The organism is Pseudodesulfovibrio piezophilus C1TLV30 (genome assembly GCF_000341895.1).
GTDB classification, from domain to species: domain Bacteria; phylum Desulfobacterota; class Desulfovibrionia; order Desulfovibrionales; family Desulfovibrionaceae; genus Pseudodesulfovibrio; species Pseudodesulfovibrio piezophilus.
In genome coordinates, this window is record NC_020409.1 from 2107532 (window position 1) to 2131804 (window position 24273).

Sequence of the window (24273 nt, forward strand, 5' to 3'; positions counted from 1 at the left end):
CCATGTCCAGCAGGCAGCGCGGCAGCATAAACCGGACGCCATGGAGATCGGAAGGACCACACCGTTCCTTGCGAAACTGGCAACTGTACACCCTCATCATCTTTTTAGCACTGGCCTGGGCCTCCACTGCCATGGCAGATGAGACCTCGCTGATCCGCAGGCTGTCAGACCTCGGCGACCGATCCGCAGGCTCTCCCGGCGCTGTTGCTGCCGCCGATATGGTGGAAAACGAATTCCAACGTCTTTTCCCGAACGCCATCATCGGCAGGCAAACCTTCCACATCCCAACTATCAAGCAAACAAATGTGACGTTGACGATTTCGGATCAGACGCGTTCGATACAACTGAGTCAGCTGCGGGTCAATGCACTCTCGCCGGGAGCCATCGCGCCTCCCGGCATCGAAGCCCCCTTACTCTATGTCGGGCAGGGAGCCCTCACCGATTTCAATGGTCACGATGTCCAGGGTGCTGTTGTTCTCATGGATATGGATTCGGCGAAGAACTGGAACAATGCAGCCATGCTCGGTGCTCGGGCACTCATCTTTCTGGGGCGCGGCGGCAATGGCGGTCCTGCTCCACGAGCACTTTTCAAGGACAAATTCGAACAGACCCCGGTGGATTTCCCGCTTTTCTGGGTCGCACGCGAACGAGCCGAGTCCCTGTTCGGCACCAATTTCCCCAGCCAGGGCACGGCTGTCCTGACTCGTATCCGCCTGACCTCGGCATCGGCATGGCACAAGAGTTCCGCCGAAAATATCTATTGCATGATCCCTGGCAGTGACCCTGAACTTTCGCACCAGACACTCATCATTCAGGCCCCTTATGACGACAGCGCACTTGTGGCTGGCGACGCCCCCGGAGCCGAAGAAGCCGTTTCCATGGCCACCCTCCTGGACACGGCTGCCGAATTTGCAGAAAACCCTCCCCAAAGATCACTCTTCCTCCTGGCGACGGCCGGAACAGGGCAGGCCCAGGCAGGGATGCGTGAATTCACCTACGCTCTGGTCACGAAGGGAAAGGAACTCAAGGAGCGCAAAAACAGACTTGAACAACAGGTCATCAACGCCGGACGTGTTCTTGAGATACTGCGTCCCATCAAGCCTCTCGAACAAGCAGCACTGTCAACAGAACAGATCGTCCTGCTCAAGAAGGCTTTCAAGGCCGTGGTTCGCAACGCAGAGGACACTCTGACCAATGAATTGATGCGCCTGCGCCTGCTCAATGCAGAAGGAGCACAGGAAAAAAGGAACCCGGCACGGCAAAAGCGTATCAAGGAACTGGCAGACCGCAGGATTCGACTCAAACGCTTGAACTGGGTCAATTCCACCACGGACGATTTCCCTCTGGCCCGAGAGGAACACACCGTGCTGCTCGACTTCATTCCCGCAGCCATAACCCTCCAGGCAGCGATTCTCGACGATGCCACGGGGCAACTCAAGGAGATAACCTCGGCCCGCGCCATGCGCGACGCCATCGGGGACCGAAGTATCGCAGCCCACGTTTCCCTACACCTCTCCAGCCATGGCAACGGTGTCGGCGCATTCGACAAGGGGTGGCTCAATAATCTGAAGCCGACCATCAACCGGACCGCCTTTTTCCGCCCCATTGATACTGTCCTCAAAAACAGCATGAAAACGTTCGCTGAAGAACGCCCGGACATTGCAGCCCTCTTTCACGATACCCTGCGGCCGGGAAAACGCGCCTGGCAGAGTTACCTTCCCGATCAGCCGGAGCTGGGAGGCGAACCCATGGCCCTGGCCGGATTTGCCGGGCTGACTCTGGCGACTGTCCACGATGTTCGCCCAACATGGGGCACACCCTATGATCAGCCGGAGCGAGTCAATTTCACCTCCATGAGAAAACAGAGTGAATTAGTCAAACACTTACTAAACGCTCTGGCATCCCAGCCCATTGAAAATGCCGGAGAACGTGGCAGGAACAACTTTGTCACCATAGAAGGCCGTGCCAATCTTCTGAGAAAAGGAGAGATCTTCCCGGATCGCCCCGGAACCGGCATGGTCGTGCTCGCCTTCCAATGGCAAACCCGCAACTACGCCATGGTTGATACGGCGGGGACATTCCGGATTCCGGGCTTGGCCAGCAAAAAGGTCAGTTATCACAAGGCCGTGATCGAGGCATTCAAATTCAATGAAAAGACAGGCCTGGCCGATTGGGCCATCGACAAGCCCAAAACAGGAAGAGATGCCTACCGCATCAAGCTTAACCGTGCGGTCCAATCCACGGACCTGATCCTCTTCGCCTGCACCCAGACAACACTGTTCGATCTCTTTGATCCGAGGACATTCAAATACCTTTACCGCCCCACGCTCATTGACGGCCGAACCGAAGCACCGCCGGTCAGCTATTGGTACAGCCGACTCGACACGCGCCGATCCACCCTCGGCACACTCTTTCTGGAACCAGACACCCCCCTCAAACTGACCCTGTCAGACACAGTACTCGATAAAAAAGTCCTGCTCCTCAATGCCGATGAAAAACACCCTCAAGGACTGGGGTATATCGCCAGACAATGGCCGGTCATTCCCATGACTGAATATCGGGCCGCCCGCGATATGTGGTCGCTCCTGGCTCCGCGTATTGAGACACTGGAATCAAAAGGCATCGTCAATGAACGCATCCGTACCCTGCGGCATCTCGGCATCAACGACCTGAACCGGGCCGGGCAGTACAAGACAGAGAAACAGTGGGATAAGTTCGTAGAAGCGGCACGATCCTCCCTGGCCAAGGCAAGCCGGGTCTACAACGATGTGGACAAGACCCAGAAAGACGTGCTGGTTGGAGTCCTGTTCTATGTCGCGCTGTTCGTTCCCTTTGCCTACTGCATGGAGCGGCTCTTTTTCTCATTCGCTGACATCAGGAAACGCATCAGCGCATTTCTCGGCTTCCTGATCGCTATCATCGGCGTCATCTACATGGTCCACCCTGCATTTCAGCTCACCTATTCTCCCCTGGTGGTGATCCTCGCCTTTTTCATTCTCGCTTTGTCACTGCTGGTTTCCCTGATCATCTTTTCCCGCTTTGAACGAGAAATGGTCGAGTTGCAAAAACGATCCGCCCATATCAAGCTGACCGGAATCAGTCCGGCAGCGGCCTTTGGTGCGGCCTTCGTGCTCGGGGTCGGCAATCTCAAACGAAGGCCCATTCGCACATTCCTGACCTTTGCCACCCTTGTCATCCTCACTTTTACCATCATGAATTTCACCACGGTTAAATCCGTGCGGCAGAAAGGCTGGGCCACCTTCAGCGACATCGCGACGTACAACGGACGACTCCTCAAATACTTCAACTGGCAAAACGTTCCGGTCGAAGCTCTCTCCGTGCTCGAAAATGCCTATCAGAACAAAGGCATCGTCGTGCCCAGGGCATGGTATGACACGGGCCTGACCTCCGATAAATCCCGTGCTCCGCTCATCCCTGTCACCATGAATGGGGTGGAGACCCCTGCCCGAGGCATGATCGGATTGTCCTTCCTTGAGCCACAGGTCAGCGGACTGGATCGTATCCTGGTCAAAGGACGTTGGTTCGAAAAAGGGGAACGCTTCGTTGCCATGCTCCCCGAACGCATGGCAGCACAGCTCAATGCCGATCCCAACGACCCGCAACGTAATACGTTGACCATATGGGGACTCGAAATCAAGCTGGTCGGTATTTTTCGGGATGACGGACTGCGAGACAATCCAGATCTTGACGGCGAACCCATGACGCCCATAGTGTTTCCGAACCAGGCCGCCACCCAGCTTTCCGAAGTCGAAGCCGAAGCTATCGAAGACGGCGATGATGTCGTTTCCACCGAGTCCCGCTATCAACATATTCCAGGCTATGAAACCGTCATTATCCCGGCCGAAAACATGCTCGCCATCGGCAATGGCAAACTCAAGGGTATTGCCGTCAAGCCCAATGAAGGCGTAACCGAAGTTTCCGGGGATCTGGGTGACCGTTTCGGCATGTTGCTCTTTCGAGGCAGTGACTCCGGGACTTCCCTCTATTTTGCCACCGATGCCGTCAACTATTCAGGTATGGCCAATATCCTGATCCCCCTTGCCATTTCCATCCTGATTGTCCTGAACACCATGGTCGGTTCGGTTTATGAGCGCAAATCGGAAATTGCGGTCTACACTTCAGTGGGACTGGCTCCCCCCCATGTAGCCTTTCTGTTCATTGCCGAAGCCCTGGCATTCGGCGTTATCTCCGTGGTTGTCGGCTACCTGCTGGCACAAGGCTCTTCAGCGTTTCTGGCAGGAACGCCCCTCTGGGCAGGCATGACTGCCAACTACTCTTCCACCGCAGGCGTGGCCGCCATGCTTCTGGTTCTCGGCGTGGTACTGGTGTCGGCCATTTATCCGGCCAGGGTTGCCGCACGAATTGCCATCCCCGACGTCAACAAATCCTGGACCATGCCCAAGGCACACGGAGATGAACTGATCGTGATCCTGCCATTTCTGATCAAAGTTGACGAAATGGCTTCGGCCGGAGGATTTCTGCAACAATACTACATGGCACACCATGATGTTTCCCACGGAGCTTTCTGCACAGACGACATGCGATGCAACTTTCTGGACCTGGAGCAACAGGAACTGAAAACCGGACTGCTCATGGGCTTGCCGGACGGCCACCCCATGCCCGATGATCTCTGCTTTTCCCTAGACCTGCGAGTCTGGCTGGCTCCCTTTGATTTCGGTGTGCGCCAAAAGGTCAAACTTGTCTTCTGCCCATCCGATCTCTACCAAGGATTCCGTCAGGTCCGCGTGGTCATCCTGCGTGAAGCAGGGGAACACAAGGCGTGGGAAGGGTTGAACAGAAATTTCCTCAATGACCTGAGAAAACAGCTCTTGGCCTGGCGATCTCTGGACGAAGAAGCTGTGGAACACTATGCTGTGACCCTGAACTCCCACATGAAACGAGTCATGGATGGAATGACTCCGGACGCCATGAACGAAAACGACGAAGGCTCAATATGAACGGACGAATCAGGATACGGGCGCTTGTGACCGGGCTTTTGCTCGGCCTTTTCCTCTGTATCTTCACACCCTACAACAACACCGTTCTTCATAATACTCCGCTGGGCGGCGGCCATTTTCCCCTGGCTCCCTTCTTTATCATCGCATGGTTGTTCGTACTCGACGCCCTTGCTGCCCGACTCAGCCGCCGACGCCCCTTTTATTCCGGCGTGGAATTGCTCGTGATCTGGCTGATGACCGTATTGTTCACATCCATCGGCTATGCCGGGCTCAGCGAGTGTTTCTTCATCAACATCACCGCACCAGAACACTTTGCGCAAGATGCCTATCGCTGGACGGAAGTCCTGACTCCCCTGCTGCCAAAATCATGGTTTCCGGACTCCACTCAGGCTGTGCATGTTTTTTATGAAGGTATCAGAAATGGCCGTACCATGGGCGTCCTCGAAGTCCTGTCGTCCATACCCTGGCATGTCTGGCTTCCCGTGCTGGCTGTCTGGGCCTTGTTCATTCTGGGAGCTTTTTTTGTCATGATCTGCCTGATGGTCCTCTTCGGCCGTCAATGGGTGGTCAACGAGCGCGTCCTGTTCCCCCTCGTCCGTGTTCCCATGCTCATGGGCGAAGCCCTGGACCAAAGACAATTCCTGGACTGGTGGTCCAACCGATATCTGCTCATCGGATTGACCTTTGCCGGAGCACTGCACCTGCTCAACGGACTGCATTTCTATTTTCCCTCAATTCCCCAGATGCCCACACTGGTGCTGGCCGGCACCTACTTCCCGAAGTTCGGCCTCTTTTCCGGCTTCCACAAGCTCAAAATGTTTTTTGTTCCCGCTTTCATCGGCTTCGCCTTCCTGACAACACGACAAATATCCTTTTCCATGTGGGTCTTTTACATCCTCGGCGGCCTCCTCTTCGGGGTGCTCTATATCTTTGGCTGGCAACTCCCGGAAGCCGCACTCGGCACGACCCTTGGACCTGACCTTGCCCGGCCCGAAGGCGCGCAGACCATCGGAGCCTACATTATCTTCTTTATTTTTCTGCTCTGGCTGGCCCGCCATCACCTGAAAGAAACCGTTATCTGCTTCCTGCGACCGGTCTGCCACAGTTCCGAACTGGAAGGGAAAGGGAAATTCGACACCATCCCCAAGGAATGGGGACCGCCCATCTGGCCGCTATGGGGACTCATTGGCGGACTGGTCGGTCTCTCCGCCTGGTGCTGGTTCTTCGGCCTGCCTCTCCTGGCCGCGCTCTTCCTGCCACTAATGTTTCTCATCTTCACTCTGGTGACCAGTCGCATCGTCTGTCAGGGAGGACTTCCCTATTTCACGCTCACAGCAGCCCCATCCGACGCTTTGATGGGGTTCTTCGGCACAGGCTTTTTCGGGACTGTCGGAATCGCCGCCACCGCAGTTATGCAAAAGGTCCTCTTCCTCGACATGCGTGAGGCTCTCGCCCCCACTCTTTTTCATGGTTCAAAGATCAGGCAGGAAGCCCGACAGCGTCATCTCGTGCTTATAGCCATCGGCATAGCATTGGTCCTTGCCCTGACTACAGCCTTTGTGACCATGTTGTTTCTCGGCTACAAATACGGTCTCCGGGAACTTGGCCTGGATTGGGCAACTCAGACCGTTCTCGCCAACTACCAAAACGCCCAGCGGCTTGTGGACCAGCCCGTGGGACCCAATGGATGGACTCTCACCTATGCCGGGGCAGGAGCCGTTGTCATGGGATTACTCATTTTCTGCTACTATAAGATTCCCTGGTGGCCCCTGCATCCTCTCGGCTATCTCGTCGCCTATTCCGGGGGAATGAAGATTCTCTGGTTCCCGTTCTTTCTTGGCTGGTTATGCAACCACCTCGTTCTCCATTATGGTGGCACGGCCTTGTTCAATCGTGTCCGTTTTCTTTTTGTCGGCCTGATCCTCGGCGACTTTCTGATGGGAGGTGTTTTTACTATAGTCGGCTTGTTCAACAACCAAAGCTACTCTGTTTTCCCTCTTTAACCTGACAAATGGAAAAACTCTGTTGATATGAAAAACTTCTCCCCTGACGCACTGACACAATAAAAAACAAAGCCGCCCTCCTCTTTCCCTGCGAGACAGAGTGATCTCCAGAAGAAAAGATGGTCTGGAGGCCGGGAACATGGACCCCTATGTACGACGACAAAGAACTCCAGGAATACCGAAATTTAATGAAGCCCCCCGAGCATTTCGAGGAGGGCTTTGACTGGAAAACCATTGTCGGTGCGGTGTTCATCGGTTTTCTGATGATGCCCGGCTCCATGTACCTGCAATTGGTCATCGGACAAGGCATCGGCCCGGCAGCGCGGTGGGTGACGATCATCCTTTTTGCCGAGATCGCAAAACGCTCATATACCCATCTGAAACAACAGGAAATTTTCCTTCTTTACTATATGGCTGGGGCTGCGCTGGCGTCTCCATTCCAAGGGTTGCTCTGGAATCAATACCTTATCCAGTCCGATGCAGCCCGGATGCTCGGATTGACGGAGTTCATCCCGCACTGGGTCGCCCCGGCACTAGGATCCGGCTCCTACCTGGAGCGGACCTTCATGCACCGCGATTGGCTGGTGCCGATCATGCTGTTGGTGGGTGCGCAACTCGTCCAGCGCATTGACCATTTCGGATTAGGATATTCCCTGTACCGTATCACTTCGGATGTGGAAAAGCTCCCGTTTCCCATGGCTCCGGTGGGAGCATTGGGTACTATGGCCCTGGCTGAGTCCACCGAGGATCGCAAGACAGGGTGGAAATGGCGAATCTTTTCCATCGGCGGCGTAATCGGTCTGCTCTTCGGCTTTTTCTATGTTCTCCTTCCCGCGCTCTCCGGCCTGCTGTTCACAGAACCAATACGGCTGATTCCCATCCCATGGATCGAACTCACCCAGTACACGGAAGCCATGCTCCCGGCAGTGGCAACTGGTATCCAGTTCGATCTGGGACTGGTCTTCGTGGGGATGGTCCTGCCATTCTGGGCTGTGATCGGCGGCTTGCTGGGACTGGTTATCACCATCATCGCCAACCCCATCCTGTACACCCATGGCATCCTGCATCGCTGGCATCCAGGCATGGCCACGGTTGAAACCGTTTTCGCCAATAATTTTGATTTCTACATGAGTTTCGGCATTGGACTGGGGCTGGCAATCGGGGCCGTCGGCATTTACCACGTCCTGCGATCATTCAAGGATTCAAGAGGAAACGGATTGGACTTCTCGGCCCTGTTCAATCCGCCCAAAGGACGTGGCGACATCAATTTCTGGGTTTCCATCGGCATCTATGTCTTCTCGACGCTCTGCTACATCGCTTTTTGCGTCTGGCTGGTACCGTCATTCCCATGGATATTCTTCGTTATCTACGGCTTCATCTACACACCTGTCATATCGTACATTACAGCACGGATGGAGGGTGTGGCCGGGCAGTTCATAGCCCTGCCCATGGTGCGTGAATTTTCCTTCATTGCCGGAGCCAAGTTCTTTGGCTACCAGGGGTTGGAGATCTGGTATGCTCCAATTCCCATCCATAACTATGGCGAAGCAACCGTCCAGTTCCGGCAAATTGAACTGACCGGAACAAGCCTGCGCGGCATCATCAAGGCCGAGATCATCGTTTTCCCCATCGTGATGATCACCTCGCTTCTCTTCTCGCAATTCTTATGGCAACTCGCACCGATCCCCTCACCGGAATACCCTTTCGCGCAGGAATTATGGCATTTACAGGCATTGAATACCTTGCTCATGCAGACTTCGACACTGGAAGGCAATTCCCTGTTCTTCGAAGCGCTTTCCGGTCCCATTGTCCTGTCCGGACTGGGGCTTGGCCTTGGTATGTATGCGGTGCTCAATATTCTGGGACTTCCGGTCCTGCTGATCTACGGGGTGGTCCGAGGTTTGGGCCAATCCACCCCCCATGGTATGATATTGGAAGTCATCGGGGCTATGCTTGGGCGTCTGTATTTTCTGAAAAAATATGGGACCCAGTGGCGGCACTACGCCCCGGTTCTGCTGGCCGGATTCTCCTGCGGCATGGGCTTGACCGGCATGTTCGCCATGGGCTGCACCCTGATTCTCAAGTCACTGGGCCGCCTTGCCTATTAGCCCCCTCGTGTTCACCTGCACGATGCTGGTGTTTTGCTTCAAGGGCAACGGCGGCACATTGCATGAAACCATCCGTCATCAGCGCTCCGCCTCACCGGACCTCAGCGCCAGACAAAAGACCTGATGCTTCATACTCGAAGCATCAGGTCTTTTATTTCCATTCGTAACGGTGGGTACCCACTCGCCCTTTTGAACGAAGCAAGAACCCGTCAGAGGCGTGCTTATTTCTCTGCGTCCATTTCCCTTGTATATCCGCACCCTTTTTGGGGGCATGCGATATGTTCCCCTTTGTCCTTGGTGGTCTTTCGGGTCAGAATAGGATGCTGGCACTTGGGACATGGCTCATTGACAGGCCAATTCCAGACGGCATAATCGCACTTGGGATAGGTGGAGCAGGAATAAAAGAGCTTGCCCCGGCGCGATGACTTTTCAACCAACTCCCCTTCACACCCCTCATTGGGGCAGGGAACCCCTGTCGAAAAAGGCGCGGCATAGGTGCAGTCAGGATAGTTGGAACAGGCGATAAAACGGGAGCCTGTCCGGGCCTTCTTGAGAAGCAATTCCCCCCCGCATTCCGGACAGGTGCCGACAACCTTGGGTTTTTCGCTCTCAATGACCTTGATTTTGCCGTTTTCATCCCGCTCAAAATTGACGATATTCTTGCAATCCGGGTAGCCCGTGCAGCCGAGGAATTCACCCCGCCTGGACTGCTTGATGGCCATGGGACGTCCGCATTTGTCGCATTTAACGCCGGTTTCTTCCGGCTTCTCACGCTCCACTATCTGGATAGCCCCCTGCTCGTCACGGGTGAAATTCTTGATTGTCCGACAGGATGGAAAGCCTGTACACCCCAGGAATTCCCCAGTTTTCCCAAACTTGATGGCCATGGGTTTTCCACAATTCTCACAGACAATTTCGGTTTCCTGCTGAGAACGGGCCATTTCCGTCCGGGCCTTGTCGAGGGTCGGATAGAAATCTCCCCCAAAGTCATTGAGCAATTTAACCCAGTCCTGCTTGCCTGCGGCCACATCATCAAGCAGATTTTCCATCTGTGCGGTGAACCCGACATCCATAAGAGCCTTGAAATGCTCGGAAAGCTGGTTGGAGACGGTAAAACCCAGTTCGGTAGGAACAAAACGCTTTTCTTCCTGACGGGCATATTCCCGGTCGAGCAGTGTGGAAATAATTGCGGCATACGTCGAAGGACGGCCGATACCGAGTTCCTCCAGCGTCTTGACGAGCGATGCTTCCGAATACCGTGGCGGCGGCTGAGTGAACTTTTGTTCCTTTTTCAACTCATTGAGGGCGAGGATATCGCCTTCAGCCAGCTTGGGTAGTTCGGTATCACCATCACTGCTTCCCTTGTCCATGGCAGCCAGGAAACCGGGAAAGAGCAGACGTTCTCCCTTGGCCCGCCACTGGGTGCGCGGAGCCTTGACCAGAACGGTGGTATCCCAGAACGTGGCAACAGCCATCTGTGAAGCTACAAAGCGCTGCCAGACCAATCGGTAAAGCTTGTGCTGTTCGGACGGAAGATAGGATTTGACGTCATCAGGCGTGATGGAGACATCAACGGGACGGATCGCTTCATGCGCGTCCTGGGCGCTCCCCTTGGTCTTGAAGTGCCGTGTTTTGGGCGGATAATAATCGTCACCGAACTTGTCGAGAATCAATTCCCTGGCCGCATCCTGCGCGTCCTTGGCAATGCGCACCGAATCGGTACGCATGTAGGTGATGAGAGCCGTGGTTCCACGCTTGCCAAGCTCCACACCTTCATAGAGACGCTGGGCAATGGACATGGTCCGCTTGGCAGAATAGCCCATACGCCTGTTGGCGTCCTGTTGCAGGGTCGAGGTAATATATGGCGGCAGAGGCGAACGTTTGCGCTGCTTCTCCTGCACGGAATCCACCACGAATTCTCCATTCTCCAAAGCATCCTGAAGAGATTCGGCCTCGGTCTGGGTACCGATGTGATTGACGCCCGGTTTGACGGCCTTCTCTTCCAGCTTGTGAAGATCGAGCCAGAACGGTGGCGGAGTGGAACCTTCCAGCAACACCTTGAACGGCCAGTATTCATCGGCCCGAAAAGCGCGGCGCTCCTTCTCCCGCTCCACCAGAATCTTGAGGGCAACGGACTGAACCCGCCCTGCGGAAATTCCGCGTTTGACATTCTTCCAGAGAATCGGAGAAATCTTGTAACCAACCAGGCGATCAAGAATTCGACGCGCCTGCTGGGAGTCAAACAGGTTCTCATTGAGTTCCTGTGCGTCCTCAAGAGCTCCCTTGACTGCTCGAGCAGTAATTTCGTTGAACTGAATACGTCGGATTTTCTTGTTGACTGGCTTGATAAGCTCGGCAACATGCCACGCAATAGCCTCTCCCTCGCGGTCGGGGTCAGGTGCGAGATAGACGGTATCCGCTTTTTTGGCGGCGGCTTTCAGGCGTTTGACGACCTCCTCCTTGCCCTTGATGACCTCATATTGCGGGGCGAAGTCATTTTCTTCATCCACACCGAGGTCGCGGGTTGGCAGGTCGCGGACATGTCCGACAGAGGCGTCGACCATATAGTCCTTACCCAGGAACTTACTGATGGTCTTCACTTTGGCGGGGGACTCAACGATGATTAAATCTTTTGACATAGTCGGAACTCATAGCCGCTTTACCGTGCCCATGGCAAGCCGGACGGCTTTTTTAGTTTGTTTCGAGGGGGGTGCTATGCACATTTATTCAGCGGCACGTCAACCCTTCTTATATAGATAATGGGCGAAATATGATTGTCCACTCAATCCATCGATAAAAAAGTGCTTCTTCTCGTATCCATCCGAAAAGAAGCACATCTGCACCTAATAAGCAATGATACAAGTACTCTATTACAATTCAAGACTCAGACAATCCAATTGCCTGAGTGCATCCAGATGCTCCGAGTGCTTGAAAAAAAATTTGATATCATTACCAAGGGCATTGGAAAACGCCCTGTTATCAGTAGGACGACTTATGACGTTGGTTCCGCTACTTTGATGGTGAACACAGGTCACGGTGCCACAATACATGACTTTATGACCAGCAAGGCACATGGCAAGATCGTGATCGATATCGTCTATCTGCGACGGAGAGAAACGGATATCAAAACCATGCGGCGCGTCCCTGAGAGCCTTGGTTCTGAGCAGGTGTTGGCAGCCCATGACATTACGAGTTTCCCGAATGAAGGCATAGGTGCCGATGTCATAATGCTTGAAGGGCGTGTCGTTGCTCATGAGCAACAGACCGTGGTCTGCCACGGCAACATGCCTGTAAAGATACTGAAGCATGGCCGGTGTTCCGGGATGAACAATCTTGCAGCCCACCACAGCAATGGACGCATCTCTTTCTGCCACAGTCAGAAACTGGGACAGCCAGTCTTTTTGCACAGTCACGTCATCGTCAAGAAATGCCACATATTCCGATTGCCGAATTTCAGGTAACCCCAGCAACCAGTTCCGAGCGGCGGGAGCGCCGATGTTGACATGCAGGTCATGGAGAATAATCTCATTCTCAGGAAACCATGCCCGAGCCTCTTCCACCACATCCCTGCTGTAATCCGTGCACCCGTTGAGCAGGATATCAATGCGAGCCGGACCGATATCGGACTGACTCAGGCTTTCCAATGTCTGACGAAGCAGGGACGCCTTGTTCCAGGAATAGAGGCAGATATTGACCCGGCAACTGGCAAGTAAGGAATGATCCGGCTGAAATGGCGACCGAAGTTCCCGCACGCGGGATTGAAGCGGTCCCTGTAACGGATCCATAGCCAACGACTGTTCATACAAAGCCACGGCCTGATCAATTTCTCCTTTGAAAACAAACATCTCCGCAGCCATGTTGAGCGAGCTTTCTCTGAGCTGAGCCGGTCTGAGCTTGTGCCACAATGACCATGCCTTATCCATGCTTCCGAGGAATGCATAATGGTTGAAAAGCAGGATGTCCCATTCCTGTTTGAGAGGCAGGGGAGGTTTGAACTGATGAATCCACTCTCCCGGTTCCCTGCCCAGTAACTGGCCTATGTACAGAGCATGCTGCGCAGCCGGGACATGGTTTGGATGGGCGCTCAGCAGTTGCGAAAGATACCCGAGTACTTCTTCGGACTCATCCTGTTTGAGATTTTCTATCAATGTGTAGGTTTCGGCGGACTCATTGGTAGACTGGACCAACTTGAGCCGATTTTCAATCATCGGATTTCCCGTGAGCTGGAAAGTGGACTCAAGGAAGCCCGGTTTGAGTGGGCAGAGTTGAAGTATTTTATCCATGAGATACAAAAGCATCTTCTGGGCTTCCGGTGAGTGGTTGATGGCAGGATCAGCAGAAAGCCTGTCGATGAGACAGGCTCCCCCTGATGTATCAATCAGGAATGAATTGAGATGGTTGTGGATATACCGAAGCAACTCATCAAGGGGAATCTCCCGTATTTGTGCCGGTAAACCCAATTGAAACAGCCTCAAATAATTCTCATTCATTGTTCGTACCTCTCATGAAGTGTTTTCGGCACATTTCAGGAGAGCTTTAGAAAATAAATGTTTCAAAGGAGGCAAACGCCCTTCCTCGGGCATGCTGCTCCCTAGAATTCCGGCAATCGTACCCCCAGGTCAAGGGACAGATTATCAAGAGCCTTGACAGCGTGCATGTGTTCCAGGTGCTTGAAGTAAAACTTGATATCATTCCCCATTGTGCTCCCGGTTGCCGCGATATTGTCATTGATTCGTTTGAAATTGACACCGCTTGATTGATGATGAACACAAGTCACCAAACCACAATACATCACCTTATGCCCTTCGAGACAGACGGCAATGTCATGATCGATGTCATCCACCTGGGATGGAGAGAACCGGATATCAAACCCGGCCTTGATATTCTTCACGGCACTGGTCCGCAGCAGATGCAGGCATCCCATGACATTGCGAGTTTCCCGAATGTAATCATAGGAGTGCGTATCATAGGAACCCAGTGGGGAATGAATGGACATCTTTAACAAGCCGTGATCCGCAATGGCCACATAACGGAAAAGATACTGGATGAGTGAAGGCATGCCTGGATGGACAATCTTGCACCCGACCACGCCGATGGAGTCATCCTGTTCGGCAACAGTCAGGAAGGAGGCCAACCAGTTTTCCGGCACGGTCACATCGTCATCAAGAAAAGCAATATACTGGGACTCCTGCACCTCCGGCAACCGCATCAGCCAGTTCCGCGCAGCCGGTGCGCCAATATTCACATGCAAGTCGTGAATAACCACTTTGTTGTTCGGGAAAAGGGGACACGCCGCATCCACAATGGCGCGGCTGTCATCCGTACACCCGTTGAGCAGGATATGAAGCGTGGCTGAACCGATATTGGACCGGCTCAGACTCTGCAAGGTCTGCCCGAGGATTTCCCCCTTGTTCCAGGAATAGAGACATATGGAGACCGAACTGGAATCCGTGAGGGAGGCATCCGGCTGAAAGGGGTGCTCCAATTCACGCACCCGCAACCGCACCGGGGTCTGGCGTGGGTCCTGTTCGAGTGACGCTTTGTAAAGCGCGATCCCTTTGGCTCTATCGCCGGACGCGATGAACATCTCTGCGGCCATGTTGAGAGAAGTCTCCCGCACCATATCCATATGCAGGGAATCCCAGATTTTCCTCGCGCTGTCATAATCACACAAGGACGCATGGTGGTTGAAAAGAGCAATATCCCAATCGCGCCGAATGGCCTGGGGGCAGACAAAATCATCGCGCCAGTGACCGTAGGGGATGCCGAGGTGACGATCGACAGTCAGTGCGAACTGGGCGGCCGCGATATGATCCGGGTGCGCCTTGATCAGTTGGGCGATGAAGGTGGCGACATCTTCCGCATCCTTTTTGATGTCCAATCCTGAAATCTGGTCGTATATCTCTTTGTCGAGATTTCGTTCGGCGATGAGGTCCATTCGTTGTTGCGCAGCGGTATTGCCCGTCAATTTCACGACCGCACCCAGTAAGCCCGGCCTGAAAGGACGAAGCTGAAGGGCTTTGTCGAGCAGATAGAGCAGTGCACGGGTGGCCTGGGTATGTTTTCCGGTCTCGGGATCATTGGCGAACCGTTCGATGAAGCAGAAGCTGACCGACTCATCCAACAGGAAATTATGGAGATGATTCAACACATACTCGACCATCTCATCAAGGGTCAATTCCTTGAGTTGCGCTGCCATGCCGTATTGGTAAATCTGAAAATACTGTTCGTTCATGCAGGGACCGCCTTTGCTCGCTCCGGGTGATGTCATCAAGGGTGATTGTCTCTCCCTATGCCACGCAGTCGGACATCATGACAAGGGCACCAGGGGCTTGAGGATGCCTCTTCTTTTGTTCCTTTACAGCGGCTATAGATTATTTCTAGAGTTAATGATCTGAAAAAATTGCACCTTTTTTCTATCATGTGCTTTTTGCAAAAAATCGGGTAGTTACATTGAATAGAGTCGTGATATATGTTTATACAGCGCAAGGAATGTGCGTTTTCTTCATTAATTCATTAAACTAAATGCAAAACGGGCCGATAAGATGGAAGAGCTTACTGCCCGGACTTGTTGAATATTATGATCGACAGAAAAAATGAACTGGCTGAGCGGACCACTCTGGTCAGGGAAGAGTTGGCTGAGGCGGCAAAAAAAGCGGGACGTACTCCCGATGACATCACTCTGGTGGCGGTCTCGAAACTCCACCCGGCAAGTGACATCAGGGCGCTCGCCGAAACCGGACACGTTGACTTCGGCGAGAACTATGTGCAGGAGGCCGTGGACAAGCAGAAAACCCTGGCTGACCTGAAGGTCAATTGGCACTTCATCGGCGGCCTGCAGTCCAACAAGGCAAAGTTTGTGGCCGGAAAATTCGGGCTTGTTCACAGTGTTGACTCGCTGAAGCTGGCCCAGGCCCTTTCCCGGAAAGCGTTGGGGCAGGAGACGGTTCAGGATATTCTCATTCAGGTGAATATCGCCGGAGAAGTCCAGAAATCCGGGATTGTGGTTGAAGAACTGCCCTCTTTGGCAGAGGCTGTCATGGAAATGGAAGGCATCCGCCTCGTTGGGTTGATGACGTTGCCACCTTTTTTTGATGAACCGGAACGCGCACGACCCGTTTTTTCCCGACTTCGCGAGTTGAAGGACATGGTGGAAAGTCAGGTTGGTGCAAGGTTGCCACACCTCTCCATGGGGATGACAGGAGATTTCATCCCGGCCGTGGAAGAGGGAGCAACTCTGGTCAGGATAGGCACGCGTATTTTCGGGGTGAGACCCCCCAAGGTATAACAACTGGGTTGGAAAACGTCCGGGGCTGATCGGTGATCGCCGCGTCCGAAGCACATGGCTTCGGGTTTCGTCTCAACGGACGAGACTCGGACGAAATTGCCCGACCAGTCTGAGGAAACCGTATGGATCTCGCAACTGTAATCGGCATTGTACTTTCGTTCGGTCTGGTTGTTTCGGCTATTTTATCCGGCTCCAGTCTGATCATCTTCATTTCCGTCCCCTCCTTTCTCATCGTCATTGGCGGGACACTTGGCGCGGCCATGGTCAACTATCCCATGGGCTATGTCATCGGTGTCATCGGCGTTATCAAGAACACCTTCTTTTCAAATCTTGAATCACCCGTGAATATCATTGAACAGTTCAAGGACTACGCCAACCGCGCCCGTCGCGAAGGCATCCTGTCCCTGGAGCCACTGATCAAGGAAATAGACGATGAATACATGCGCAAAGGCTTGCAACTGACAGTGGATGGTCTGGAACCGCAGACCATTCAGGAAATCCTTGAAACCGAGGTCTCTTACCTCAGCGAACGCCACGCGACCGGGGCGGACGTCGTGGCTGTCCTTGGTACGCTGGCCCCGGCCATGGGCATGATCGGCACGGTTGTCGGGCTGGTACAGATGCTTCAAACCATGTCGGACCCGTCTTCCATCGGCCCGGCAATGGCTGTGGCCTTGCTCACCACCCTGTATGGAGCGATCCTGTCCAACCTCGTCTTCAATCCCATGGCAGGCAAACTCAAGGCGCGCAGCAAAGAAGAAACGCTCCTGCGGGAAATGATCATGGAGGGGATTCTGTCCATCTCCAAAGGTGAAAATCCCCGTATCATAGAAGAAAAGCTCAACAGCTTCCTTCCGCCCAAAGACAGAGTTTCCTCGGACTAACAAGTCCCTCACCCGTACCTGTGAGAATGGCATGGCAAAAAAAGAACAAAAACTGATCTGTGAGGAGATGCCTCCCTGGATGATCACGTTCTCAGACGTCATGACGCTGATGCTGACCTTTTTTGTGCTCCTGGTTTCCATGTCGCAGATCGACTCGCGGAGAAAGCTCGTTGCCCTCGGTTCCATCATCGGAACTTTCGGTTGGCAGGACGCCAGCTATGAGGTTTTTTCCAAGACAGACACTCGGCGCACGGTTGAACCGGGGCCAATCGACAGCGGAGACCTCGAACCGCTCAAGGAACTCAAATGGGAAAATGTGGACAAGGATATCAATTTCCGATCCAATCGATTCGTTCAGATTCTTTCCATCAATTCCAGTCTCCTTTTCCCCCCTGGGGGGATACAGTTATCCGACGCGGGGCAGGCTCTGCTCAAGGACTTCATGCCTGTCTTTGCCCAGGTCCAATTCCCCCTGCTTCTGGCCGGGCACACAACAGAGCTTCGTGATGAATTGGGCAATAATTATGAACCGGGCGATGACACCCAAACCCCGGACCTGTCATGGAAAATTTCCCTGGACAGAACCCTGGCTGTCTACAGTTACCTTCTGGAACAGGGGATGCGCCCGGAGATGCTCAAGGTTGAAGCCTTCGGGAAGTATGCTCCCTATTACCCGCGCAATACCTCTGAAAACCGAGCGAAAAACCGGCGCGTGGATATTGTGCTCGACAAACGCAGTCTGGATGCGGGCGAACGCGTCCGCCAAATTGCCCCCCAACCCCGGAACACGCCGGACACATTGGATATCGACGGCTTTGAATTTGATCTCAGGCCACCGGCAGGACTGGAGTAGCCATGGCCAGAAAAAAGAAAGAAAATTGTCCGCCTCTCGCGCTTTGGCTGGTCACTTTTTCCGACCTGGTCACACTGCTGCTGACATTTTTCGTTCTGTTGCTGACAATGTCCTCCATGGACAATTCCGTCCTGACTCGTGTCACCTTGCACACGGCCGATCTCGGCCTGCTGGACAAACGCGGTTCAGGCCGAGTCAATGCCAAGGAACGGCTCATAATCGATCTTATGGAACGGCCATGGGAAGTTCTCGACAAGAAACAACGCCTCAAGGATCTGCTCTTTCCGGATGATGAGCTTCCCGAAGAAATCGAGAAATCAGACCTCAATGACAATCTTGAAGTCCTGGCGAAACCTGACGGCGTTGCCTTGGTCTTCACGGACAAATTATTATTTGCCCCCGGTTCCAGCGAACTCTCCTCCCGAGGACAATTCGTCATTAACAGACTGATACCAATGATGACCCAGACCCGAGCACCGATCAACATCGCAGGATATACGGACGCCACGGAGGCATCACAAACGCCGCTGGAACTCTCAGGCGATCGGGCTTTGTCAGTCCTGACATATCTGGTATCCTCCGGAGTGGAAAACAATCGATTCTCCCTGTCTGCCTATGGAGACAGTGCCCCGGTGAGGGATGATCTGGGCAGACCGGCCGCGTCGGACATGAATCGGCGGGTCGAAATACTTTTGAAAACAGCCCGACCCATCGGCGGCTATTGATGACCTCCCCCAAAGGGACTGTCTAAACTTTGTCTGGAAAACCCGAGGAAATCGGGCTATGAACTGACAAGTCAAACGGAAAATAAAGGTGGCCAGCATGGCTAAAGAAGAATTGCCACAGGAAGAAAAGAAAAAGGGCGGAATGCTCAAGTGGATCATTATTGCCGTTCTGCTCATCGCCCTCGGTGTCGGCGGCTATTTCGGATATACCATGTTTCTTGCCGCCCCGGAGGAAGAAGCAGCCAGTGAACAACAGGCTGCCGACAAAGGGGATGAGCAGGCTCCTCTGGAATCACTGGAAGGAACCCTGACCCCACTGCCCGTGTTCCTCGTCAACCTGGCTGACCCCTTGGGGCGCAGGTATCTCAAGCTTGGCATGGAGGTCGAAGTTCGCGACCCTGAGGCACAGGCGGCGTTGACCAAGTATGAGGCCAAGATCAAGGATACGCTGCTGCTCCTCCTGTCCAGCAAAACTTATGAATCGCTCTCCAGCATAGAATCCAAGGTGGAACTCAAGCAGGAAGTGGCTGATCGACTCAACCAGATACTTGGCAAAGGCAGTGTTCTTCGCGTGTATATCACCGAGATGGTTATCCAGTAGCACGCCTTTTGCATAAGTTAATGCGGGCCGTCCTGCTTTTGACGGCGGTGACAGGAACAAAGTTTTCATGAGGTAAGCGACATGGCCGACGATCAAGATAAATTGGCACAGGAATGGGCGGACGCACTGCTGGACGGGGGTGATTCAGATGACCCATTGGCAGGGCTGGATAACGTGACTGACCCGGCTGATGCCGGAAGTGCAGACGTGGGCAACGAGGAAGAATCTCTTGCCGACGAATGGGCAGCCGCCCTGGCTGATTCCGAGCAGGATGAGGTGAAGCACGAAAAGGAACAGGCTTTTCTCTCCACCCAGACACACGAGTACGACCTGCCGGATATGGGACCGGACGCCAAGGCCGGAAGTTCAAGCGGCAAGCGTGATCTCGACTTCATTCTCGATATTCCGCTTGAAGTCTCTGCCGAGTTGGGCCGGACAAAGCTACTTATCAACGAACTGCTCCAGTTGGGGCAGGGATCGGTTGTCGAGTTGAACAAACTGGCTGGCGAACCAATGGAAATATATGTCAACGGCAAGCTCGTTGCGCGCGGCGAAGCCGTTGTCATCAACGAAAAATTCGGTATCAGGCTGACGGATATCATCAGCCCCATCGAACGGGTGAAGCAACTTGGATAACCTCCTTGGCACCAATGCCTCGGCAGTAAGTCCCATGAATCTCCCGGTCGCTGATACCGGACAGACCATTCTGGTCACGTTGGGATATCTCTGTCTGCTTCTCGGGGTCATTTTTCTGGCATACTGGCTCCTCAGAAAACTGGGGTTTCACGGAATGAGCACCCAGGGTGGCAAGGCGGCTCCCCGACTCGTCTCCCGCCTGATGCTGGGTAATCGACAAAGTGTGGCCGTCATTCGCTACAGGGAAACGGATTTGGTCATAGGCGTTACCGAAGAGCGTATATCACTGCTCAAGGAATTTGATGCAGACCAAAGCACAAACGAGGAAGACCCTCGGCCCGCCCCGAAAACATTTGCCGCGATACTGAAACGAACCAAAAGGAATGAGGAGCAAGGATGATGAGGGTCACTGGAAAACGCCTGACGATTTTCCTGCTCGCCCTCGGCGCAACACTGTTGCTCCCTCTGCTGGCCCAGGCACAGACTCCGAGCATCCCCAAGCTGACCATGGAACTGGCTGCCGGGCAAGCCGAGCCGGGCGACATCTCGACTCTGCTCGAAATCCTCTTTGCTCTTACCGTGCTCAGCATGGCCCCGGCCATCATGCTGACCATGACCTCATTCACCCGCATCATCATTGTCTTCCATTTTCTGCGCCAAGCCATGGGAACCCAGCAGATGCCTCCCAACCAGATTCTGGCGGGACTGGCCATCTTCATGACCGTCGTCATCATGGCCCCCGTGGGCACGGCCATCAATAACACGGCCCTGCAACCCTATCTCAATGAGGAAATCCAATTCCAGGAAGCCCTGGACCGGGCGCAGGTTCCCATCCGGGAATTCATGTTTAAGCACACCCGAGAAAAGGACCTGTCCATCTTCTATTCCATCACCAAGGAAGACCGCCCGAAAAACAAGGAGGAGGTCAACACCCTGATGCTGGTGGCTGCCTTTGCCATTTCCGAGCTGAAGACAGGTTTTACCATCGGTTTTCTTATTTATATTCCATTCCTTATCCTGGATATGGTCGTGGCCTCCATCCTGCTTGCCATGGGTATGATGATGTTGCCGCCGGTCATGATATCCCTGCCGTTCAAGATTCTACTTTTTATTCTGATCGACGGCTGGAATCTACTCATCGGATCGCTGGTCAATACGTTTCAGTAGTCACACGAAACGGCCTTCCCAGGGAGTGGTGCGCCATGATACACTACGGTACTCGGAGCAGACGTCCTTCAGGCAGACCCTTGACAGACAAGCAAAAAGCCTCACCCGACAGGCATGTGTTCAGGACAGGACTTTAATTTTCGTAACGTATTCGTTGAAGAGTCTTTTTATGGAGAATCTCCCATGACGCCAGAATTTGTTGTCGGTTTTGCCAGACAGGCCATTGAGATGACACTGATCATCTCTTTGCCCATGCTCGGCATCGGCATGGTGGTGGGAATCTTCATTTCGATCCTTCAGGCTGCCACGCAGATTCAGGAGATGACCCTGACCATGGTTCCCAAAATCGTGGCGATCTTTGTGGCCCTGCTCATTGCATTCCCATGGATAATGGATAAAATGATGACGTATACAACTAATCTTTTCCTCAATCTTCCCAATTATATACGATAAAAAAATCCTTGTCGCTTCTCCCCTTCTCGACGTTTTTTCCCCTTTTTCAAGATGCTGACAAGCATGAGGAAAACACGTACCTTCTTCTCTGCGGCGAATTGACCCCATAACAACGTTCACGAGTACCTGATGAAGAAAATGACCCCTTTGCCGGCCCAAGGACTTTCCCCAGCCAAGCTGCGCGCATCCCTGTCCCCGGAACGCGTTCCCTTTGCGGACAGCTCGAAAATCCCTGCCCGCAATGCTTACCCCAGCTTTCAACCTCGGGCGATCCAGGCACTTTCCCTGGCCCTGGAGATTCCGGGGAATGAGCATAATGTCTATGTCTCAGGTGAACCGAACATGGGACGGACCTATTTCGTCAAATCCTTCCTAAAACCCGCAGCTGCCAAACGTCCGGCTCCATGTGACTGGATTTTTCTGCATAATTTTGAAGACAACGATCGTCCAACCTGCCTCGCCGTCCCCGCTGGACAGGGACGCAAACTCAAACAGGCCCAACACAAGGCCATGACCTTGATTCGTCAGGAAATTCCCGCACGCTTTGAAAAAGATGCCTTCCAGAAAAAACACGAAAGCATGGTCAAGAAATTCAATACCAGACGTGAAGAACTTTTTAGCCGCATGGATGCCACGGCTGAAAAAGAGAACTTCAGTCTGAGCCTGGATGACGACGGTGTCTTGACGCTTTCCCCCATCGTGGACGGTGAAGTTGTTTCGGACAAGGATTTCGACAAGTTCAAACCGGCTCAGCGAAAAGAATTGAAGGCCAAAGGCGAAGACCTGCTGGCACGAGTCAGTTCCATCCTGCGCCAGGTCAATCAAAATGAAGTGGAAATGCGCGACTCCGAAACCGATCTCCATCGGGAAACGGCCAAAATGGTCATGGAAGAATGCTTTTCATCAGTAAGCCAGAAATTCAAGACCATTGAAGGGTTGACCGATTATTTCGAGGCTCTTGTGGAAGAGGTTGTGGAGAATGTCGACCAATTCATGCCAAAGGATTCATCCCTTGCAGGGTTGCTTCCCGAGGGAATGCAGGGGGGAGAAGATTTTTTCAACCGCTTTGAGATCAATCTCTTCGTAGACAACGGCAAAACAAAGGGCGCGCCGGTGGTCGTGGAGGATCACCCCACGGCTTTCAACCTGCTCGGCTCCATTGAACGCGAAGCTGAAATGGGTGCTTTGTACACGGACTTTTCCTTGATCAAAGCTGGCTCCCTGCACAAGGCCAATGGTGGTTTTCTCATTCTCAACATTGAAGACCTGCTCTCCAATCCCAACTCATGGGAAGGCCTTCTCCGCGCCCTGCGTTCAGGACAATCTCGTATTGAGGACCCGGTGGACCCGGACCAGGTACGTGCCCGGACTCTTCAGCCCGCGCCCGTCAATCTGGATATCAAGATCATCCTCATCGGCACAGACGAACACTATGAGATGCTTCTCTACAACGATGATCGTTTCGACAAATATTTCAAACTTAAGGCGCACCTTCAGCACGCCGCACCACGCACGGCTGCCAATATCAAGAGCTACCTATACGTCATAGGGCAAACGGCTCGCGAAGCCAAAACCCTGCCATTTACCCGTGAAGCCTTGGCCGGTCTGGTGGATTTCGCTTCCCGCCTGGTTGAAGACCAGAAGCGGATTTCACTCTATGTCCCCCTGATTCGCGAACGTATGATCGAAGCGTCTGCCATGGCCCGTATGGCTGGCAAAAACACTGTCGGCCTGCCTGAATTGGCCGATGCCGTTTATGCCAAGGACTATCGTGTCAATCTCTACGAAGAAGAGTTCATGACCGACTATGACCGGCAGGTCATCAAGGTGGAAACCTCGGGCGAAGCTGTGGGACGCGCAAACGGTCTGTCCGTCACTCAATTCGGCGACTATGAATTCGGTTTGCCACATCAGATTTCCTGCACAGTGGGTGTCGGACACGGCGGCATTCTTGATTTGGAACGCGAAGCGCAGATGGGTGGCCCGATCCATACCAAAGGCATGATGATCATCAAATCCTATCTGGTACGTCTGTTCGCCCAAGACAAACCCATCGTCCTCACCGGCTCACTCTGCTTCGAACAATCCTACGGCGGCATTGACGGAGACTCCGCATCAGGAGCGGAGTTGGCATCCCTCCTCTCGGCGTTGTCAGGTGTGCCGATCAACCTTTCCTATGCCTTTACCGGAGCAGTTTCCCAATCCGGTGCAGTCATGGCCGTCGGCGGTGTCAACCGTAAAATCGAAGGGTTTTTCGAAGTCTGCCGTCGCAGGAAACTCACAGGAAATCAGGGAGTGATTCTCCCTGCCGACAACGTGGTCAATCTAATGCTCAAGGATGAGGTGGTCCAGGCTGTTGCCGAAGGGAAATTCACCATATTCCCGGTCAAGACCATTGAGGAAGCAATGCTTATCCTCACAGGCATGCGATGCGGAAAACCAAATAGACACGGAAAATATCCTACAAACTCTCTCTATCATAGAGTCAACCGCAGGCTCGCCGAACTGGGTACGCTTGCAGCACCAGGCAAAGAAGCATAAACCGTCCTTTCCCGTCCAAGACAATACGGCCTCGC

16 protein-coding genes are annotated in these 24273 nt (G+C 53.5%); 13 read left to right on the forward strand and 3 right to left on the reverse strand.

The window, feature by feature from the left end; all coding sequences use genetic code 11:
* The first annotated feature begins 2 nt into the window (after nucleotides 1-2).
* The 3 genes from BN4_RS10055 (at nucleotide 3) to BN4_RS10065 (ending at nucleotide 9090) form a co-directional block, all read left to right on the forward strand.
* Nucleotides 3-4979 carry an ABC transporter permease gene (locus tag BN4_RS10055; protein ID WP_015415279.1) on the forward strand — a complete coding sequence of 1659 codons (4977 nt, stop codon included), beginning with the start codon at nucleotides 3-5 and terminating at the stop codon, nucleotides 4977-4979.
* Nucleotides 4976-6982, forward strand: coding sequence for a DUF6785 family protein (locus BN4_RS10060; protein WP_015415280.1), 2007 nt, complete (start codon nucleotides 4976-4978; stop codon nucleotides 6980-6982). The genes BN4_RS10055 and BN4_RS10060 overlap by 4 nt, the downstream gene beginning before the upstream one ends.
* 149 nt (nucleotides 6983-7131) lie before the next feature.
* Complete coding sequence (locus tag BN4_RS10065) at nucleotides 7132-9090, forward strand: OPT family oligopeptide transporter (RefSeq protein ID WP_041720286.1); 1959 nt, start codon at nucleotides 7132-7134, stop codon at nucleotides 9088-9090.
* Nucleotides 9091-9311: 221 nt separating this feature from the next.
* On the opposite strand, the gene topA is transcribed toward BN4_RS10065, so the two are convergent.
* The 3 genes from topA to BN4_RS10080 all read right to left on the reverse strand — a co-directional run bounded on the left by topA (nucleotide 9312) and on the right by BN4_RS10080 (nucleotide 15325).
* Nucleotides 9312-11729, reverse strand: coding sequence for a type I DNA topoisomerase (gene topA, locus BN4_RS10070; protein WP_015415282.1), 2418 nt, complete (start codon nucleotides 11727-11729; stop codon nucleotides 9312-9314).
* Between the two features lie 231 nt (nucleotides 11730-11960).
* Nucleotides 11961-13580, reverse strand: a complete 1620-nt coding sequence (locus tag BN4_RS10075) for a glycosyltransferase family 2 protein (protein ID WP_015415283.1) — start codon at nucleotides 13578-13580, stop codon at nucleotides 11961-11963.
* Between the two features lie 101 nt (nucleotides 13581-13681).
* Nucleotides 13682-15325: a glycosyltransferase family 2 protein gene (locus BN4_RS10080; protein ID WP_041720933.1), complete on the reverse strand. Its 1644-nt coding sequence runs from the start codon at nucleotides 15323-15325 to the stop codon at nucleotides 13682-13684.
* A gap of 345 nt (nucleotides 15326-15670) precedes the next feature.
* Here BN4_RS10080 and BN4_RS10085 point away from each other — a divergent pair, with 345 nt between their 5' ends.
* From BN4_RS10085 to BN4_RS10130, 10 genes are all read left to right on the forward strand, one after another.
* Complete coding sequence (locus BN4_RS10085; RefSeq protein ID WP_015415285.1) at nucleotides 15671-16378, forward strand: YggS family pyridoxal phosphate-dependent enzyme; 708 nt, start codon at nucleotides 15671-15673, stop codon at nucleotides 16376-16378.
* Between the two features lie 122 nt (nucleotides 16379-16500).
* Complete coding sequence (locus tag BN4_RS10090; protein ID WP_015415286.1) at nucleotides 16501-17262, forward strand: motility protein A; 762 nt, start codon at nucleotides 16501-16503, stop codon at nucleotides 17260-17262.
* Between the two features lie 31 nt (nucleotides 17263-17293).
* Nucleotides 17294-18115, forward strand: a complete 822-nt coding sequence (locus tag BN4_RS10095) for an OmpA/MotB family protein (protein ID WP_015415287.1) — start codon at nucleotides 17294-17296, stop codon at nucleotides 18113-18115.
* Nucleotides 18116-18117: 2 nt separating this feature from the next.
* A complete protein-coding gene (locus BN4_RS10100; RefSeq protein ID WP_015415288.1) occupies nucleotides 18118-18840 on the forward strand; it encodes an OmpA/MotB family protein in 723 nt (240 codons plus the stop codon).
* A 97-nt stretch (nucleotides 18841-18937) separates the two neighbouring features.
* On the forward strand, nucleotides 18938-19441 hold the full coding sequence (locus BN4_RS10105) for a flagellar basal body-associated FliL family protein (RefSeq protein WP_015415289.1): 504 nt from the start codon (nucleotides 18938-18940) through the stop codon (nucleotides 19439-19441).
* 81 nt (nucleotides 19442-19522) lie between these two features.
* Nucleotides 19523-20077, forward strand: a complete 555-nt coding sequence (fliN, locus tag BN4_RS10110) for a flagellar motor switch protein FliN (protein WP_015415290.1) — start codon at nucleotides 19523-19525, stop codon at nucleotides 20075-20077.
* Nucleotides 20070-20477, forward strand: a complete 408-nt coding sequence (fliO, locus tag BN4_RS10115) for a flagellar biosynthetic protein FliO (RefSeq protein WP_015415291.1) — start codon at nucleotides 20070-20072, stop codon at nucleotides 20475-20477. Before fliN ends, fliO begins: the two co-directional genes overlap by 8 nt.
* Entirely contained in the window at nucleotides 20474-21244 is a 771-nt protein-coding gene (gene fliP / locus BN4_RS10120; protein WP_015415292.1) for a flagellar type III secretion system pore protein FliP, read from the forward strand. Before fliO ends, fliP begins: the two co-directional genes overlap by 4 nt.
* Before the next feature lie 183 nt (nucleotides 21245-21427).
* On the forward strand, nucleotides 21428-21697 hold the full coding sequence (gene fliQ / locus BN4_RS10125; RefSeq protein ID WP_015415293.1) for a flagellar biosynthesis protein FliQ: 270 nt from the start codon (nucleotides 21428-21430) through the stop codon (nucleotides 21695-21697).
* A 129-nt stretch (nucleotides 21698-21826) separates the two neighbouring features.
* Complete coding sequence (locus BN4_RS10130) at nucleotides 21827-24238, forward strand: Lon protease family protein (RefSeq protein ID WP_015415294.1); 2412 nt, start codon at nucleotides 21827-21829, stop codon at nucleotides 24236-24238.
* Nucleotides 24239-24273: the final 35 nt, after the last annotated feature.

Coding starts and splice junctions, on each gene's coding strand:
- topA (WP_015415282.1), bottom strand. CDS start 11,729: ATGTCAAAAGATTTAATCATCGTTGAGTCCCCCGCCAAAGTGAAGACC.
- BN4_RS10075 (WP_015415283.1), bottom strand. CDS start 13,580: ATGAATGAGAATTATTTGAGGCTGTTTCAATTGGGTTTACCGGCACAA.
- BN4_RS10060 (WP_015415280.1), top strand. CDS start 4,976: ATGAACGGACGAATCAGGATACGGGCGCTTGTGACCGGGCTTTTGCTC.
- BN4_RS10085 (WP_015415285.1), top strand. CDS start 15,671: ATGATCGACAGAAAAAATGAACTGGCTGAGCGGACCACTCTGGTCAGG.
- BN4_RS10090 (WP_015415286.1), top strand. CDS start 16,501: ATGGATCTCGCAACTGTAATCGGCATTGTACTTTCGTTCGGTCTGGTT.
- fliN (WP_015415290.1), top strand. CDS start 19,523: ATGGCCGACGATCAAGATAAATTGGCACAGGAATGGGCGGACGCACTG.
- BN4_RS10095 (WP_015415287.1), top strand. CDS start 17,294: ATGGCAAAAAAAGAACAAAAACTGATCTGTGAGGAGATGCCTCCCTGG.
- BN4_RS10130 (WP_015415294.1), top strand. CDS start 21,827: ATGAAGAAAATGACCCCTTTGCCGGCCCAAGGACTTTCCCCAGCCAAG.
- BN4_RS10055 (WP_015415279.1), top strand. CDS start 3: ATGTCCAGCAGGCAGCGCGGCAGCATAAACCGGACGCCATGGAGATCG.
- BN4_RS10100 (WP_015415288.1), top strand. CDS start 18,118: ATGGCCAGAAAAAAGAAAGAAAATTGTCCGCCTCTCGCGCTTTGGCTG.
- BN4_RS10065 (WP_041720286.1), top strand. CDS start 7,132: ATGTACGACGACAAAGAACTCCAGGAATACCGAAATTTAATGAAGCCC.
- fliQ (WP_015415293.1), top strand. CDS start 21,428: ATGACGCCAGAATTTGTTGTCGGTTTTGCCAGACAGGCCATTGAGATG.
- BN4_RS10080 (WP_041720933.1), bottom strand. CDS start 15,325: ATGAACGAACAGTATTTTCAGATTTACCAATACGGCATGGCAGCGCAA.
- fliP (WP_015415292.1), top strand. CDS start 20,474: ATGATGAGGGTCACTGGAAAACGCCTGACGATTTTCCTGCTCGCCCTC.
- BN4_RS10105 (WP_015415289.1), top strand. CDS start 18,938: ATGGCTAAAGAAGAATTGCCACAGGAAGAAAAGAAAAAGGGCGGAATG.